Consider the following 3280-nt stretch of genomic DNA (forward strand, 5'->3'; position numbering starts at 1 on the left):
ACCAATAACCTCGATCCGCGCGCCGACATCCTGCGCACGATTTCAGAGCGCTCCAAGCGGCTGGTCTGGCTCAATCCGGAAGGGCGCATGGCCTGGGGCTGGGGCGATTCCGAAATGCCGCGCTATTCCGCCTTCTGCACCGTGGTGCGGCAGTGCTCGACGGCCAAACAGCTGGAGCGGGCGGTGTCGGACATCGTGGCGGCGTACCAGTAGTGCGTCGAACCGACGCAGCGAACGATCGCAGCAGCCTCGATCAGCCGATCTGCCATCGTCCCTTGTGGATGTCGAATTTGACCGAACCTTCGCTCCGCATTTTCATCAGCAGGGACTGGCAGGCTTCCTCGTTGGGAAGGTTCGCGCGCTTCATGACCTCATAGATCTTGAGCGGCTTCTCGCGGAGCGCGGTCAGAATCTTTTCTCGATCGTTCAGCATCACACGGGCTCCTCATGGGTGATCGACGGTAGGATAGAGGCACGTCGCAAGGGCTCAGTCCGTGCGGGTTGGCTTCAGCTGTTTTGCCGGCGCGCGCAAGGCGCTTTGTGCCCGCGGGCTTGATATTTCAACGTGGCCTGGCGGAACGGGTTCCGCGAAACGCCTCGCGGCACCACGGACTCTTTCTGTTCACGGAGAACGAACAGGGGCCGCGAAAATCCGCCCGGACCACTGGTTAAAAAACCGTCATTAACCCAATCCATTTGCAATTCATAAACGGCCCGTTGGCAGTCTGGAGATGTCCAGGAGGGTGCCATGGTGATTTATCCCGTGCCTGCCGCGGTGACGCAGGCCAAGATCCAGCTTGTCATCGACGAGACCGCGAAGGCGCCGGCGACGGTCATCAACAGCGACGTGCAGGCGCTGATCGAGGCAAAGCGACAGGCCGAGCAGGCGCAGGCGCTATTGGTCGACGTCAAGGCCTAGATTGCCTTAACTCACCATGATGTTAGTTCAGCGAACTGGTTCATGCGCTAGGATACGATCCTTGAGGCCGCCGTTGCGGCGAGCAGGGCAGGAATCCATCGATGCGCGTTCCGGTTTTGGCGGGTTTGGCTGTCGCGACGGTTTTGACTGCGACGCCGGTGCAGGCCCAGACGTATGATCCGCGATACCCAGTCTGCCTGCAGACCTACGGCATAGGCGGTGGGTCTATCGGATGCGATTACACCTCGCTGGCGCAGTGCGCGCAGTCGGCGGCGGGCCGCGGTGCGCAGTGCTTCACGAATCCTTATTTTGCAACTGTTCCGGCGGGAGCTCGAGATCGCCGGTCGCGCGGTGTCTATTGATGCAAGCCGGCCCGTCGCGGCCAGATGGAGCATGGCTGAACCGCGGACAACGGGGGGATTGACCAAGTCCCATCTGCGCCCAGGTGTCGCGGCCCGCCTCAAAATCCCAGCTAACGGCCGTTTCGGGGCGGTTCGGCTTATCACAAGACACAGAAGGCCGGCCTCACCCCTTGACCCGGCTCGCCAGTCGTTCTGTGATGCAGGCGAGCTAATCAGTCGCTGCACGTTGAGGGGCCTGCCGCGATCGTCGATCCATCTCCTGACCGGAATGCGCAACAAACCGGTTGTCAGGCATGCCGTTTAGGGATGGATTATCGGATCGGCCCATCGGCGTCAGCGAGATAGGCAAACGTTCCAGACGACCCTTGAAAGGCCTTGCCATGAAACGTGTATCCCTGGTTTTCACCCTTGCTCTCGCCGCCGCGTTCTCGGCCGAGGCTGCCACCGCGCAAACGCTCAAGACGATCAAAGACCGCGGCTTGTTGTCCTGCGGTGTCAGCCAGGGCCTTCCGGGTTTCTCGTCGCCCGATGACAAGGGCAACTGGACCGGGCTCGACGTCGACATCTGCCGCGCCATCTCCGCGGCTGTCTTCAACGACCCCACCAAGATCAAGTTCGTGCCGCTGTCGGCCAAGGATCGCTTTACCGCGCTGCAGTCCGGCGAAATCGACGTGCTTTCGCGCAATACCACATGGACGCTGTCGCGCGACACTTCGCTCGGCGCGAGCTCCACCGGCGTGACTTATTACGACGGCCAGGGCTTCATGGTGAAAAAGTCCCTCAAGGTCAATTCCGCTCTGGAACTGAACAGCGCCTCGGTCTGCGTGCAGACCGGCACCACGACGGAGCAGAACCTGGCCGACTACTTCAAGGGCAACAACATGAAGTACGAGGTGATCGCGTTCGGCACCAACGACGAAGCCATCAAGGCTTACGAGTCCGGACGCTGTGACGTCTTCACCACGGACGTGTCCGGGCTCTATGCCGATCGCCTGAAGCTCGCCAACGCGGCCGACCACGTCGTGCTTCCCGAAGTGATTTCGAAGGAGCCGCTGGGTCCGATGGTGCGCCATGGCGACGACCAGTGGTTTGATATCGTGAAGTGGACGCTTTTCGCGATGATTACCGCGGAAGAACTCGGGATCACCCAGAAGAACGTCGACGAAATGGCGAAATCGACCAAGCCGGAGATGAAGCGGGTGTTCGGGGTCGATGGCAATCTCGGTGAACAGCTCGGCCTTACCAAGGATTGGGTCACGCGGATCGTGAAGGCGGTCGGCAATTACGGCGAAAGCTTCGACCGCAACGTCGGCGCCGGCTCCCGGCTCGGCATTGCCCGGGGCATCAACGCGCTCTGGAACAAGGGCGGAATCCAGTACGCACCGCCGATCCGCTGACCGCCGGCCCCAGGGCTGCGGCGATGGCCATCGAACCCCGAAGACCGCCGCCGCAGTTTGTCGCCAAACTGCAGCGCGCGCTGGGTGGCCGGGCCGGGTGGAGCGGATTCGTCGTCCAGATCCTGTTCGTCGCAGCGCTCGCCTGGATCGCCTACGAAATCGTCGCCAATGCCCGCGCCAACCTGCAGGCGCAGCGGATCACCGCCGGCTTTGGCTTCATGGCCAATACGGCCGGATTCGACGTCAACCAGAATCTGATCCCGTATTCCGGATCCGACTCCTATACCCGCGTGTTTTTCGTCGGGTTGCTCAACACGCTGTCGGTCTCGGTTGTCGGCATCTTTTTCGCCACCGTGCTTGGATTTCTCGTGGCGCTGGCCCGGCTGTCGCCGAACTGGCTGCTGTCGCGGATCGCGGGAGGCTATGTCGAGCTGATCCGCAACCTGCCGCTGCTGTTCCAGATCCTGTTCTGGTATCTGGCGGTGCTCGCGTCGATGCCGACGCCGCGCAATTCGCATTCGCTCTTCGGGCTGTTCTTCGCCAACCAGCGCGGCATCACCGTTCCCCGGCCGATCTTCGAACCGGGCTCCGGCTATATCGGC

General features: G+C 61.8%; 5 protein-coding genes and 1 pseudogene. 5 read left to right on the forward strand and 1 reads right to left on the reverse strand.

Annotated features, from left to right (window positions below; translation table 11 throughout):
* Nucleotides 1-213 (forward strand): annotated as a pseudogene (locus Q8R73_RS01775) (VWA containing CoxE family protein); the annotation flags it as partial.
* 40 nt (nucleotides 214-253) lie between these two features.
* Here Q8R73_RS01775 and Q8R73_RS01780 read toward each other — a convergent pair.
* Complete coding sequence (locus Q8R73_RS01780; protein ID WP_305717837.1) at nucleotides 254-433, reverse strand: hypothetical protein; 180 nt, start codon at nucleotides 431-433, stop codon at nucleotides 254-256.
* 315 nt (nucleotides 434-748) lie between these two features.
* Between Q8R73_RS01780 and Q8R73_RS01785 the strand changes: the two genes are divergently transcribed.
* The 4 genes from Q8R73_RS01785 to Q8R73_RS01800 all read left to right on the forward strand — a co-directional run.
* Nucleotides 749-919: a hypothetical protein gene (locus Q8R73_RS01785; protein WP_305717838.1), complete on the forward strand. Its 171-nt coding sequence runs from the start codon at nucleotides 749-751 to the stop codon at nucleotides 917-919.
* A gap of 101 nt (nucleotides 920-1020) precedes the next feature.
* On the forward strand, nucleotides 1021-1281 hold the full coding sequence (locus Q8R73_RS01790; RefSeq protein WP_305717839.1) for a DUF3551 domain-containing protein: 261 nt from the start codon (nucleotides 1021-1023) through the stop codon (nucleotides 1279-1281).
* 380 nt (nucleotides 1282-1661) lie between these two features.
* A complete protein-coding gene (locus Q8R73_RS01795; RefSeq protein ID WP_305717840.1) occupies nucleotides 1662-2678 on the forward strand; it encodes an amino acid ABC transporter substrate-binding protein in 1017 nt (338 codons plus the stop codon).
* Nucleotides 2679-2701: 23 nt separating this feature from the next.
* The coding region (locus Q8R73_RS01800) for an ABC transporter permease subunit (protein ID WP_305717841.1) at nucleotides 2702-3280 on the forward strand (579 nt) is incomplete at its 3' end.

It is taken from the genome of Bradyrhizobium sp. (assembly GCF_030697065.1).
Taxonomy (GTDB): Bacteria; Pseudomonadota; Alphaproteobacteria; order Rhizobiales; family Xanthobacteraceae; genus Bradyrhizobium.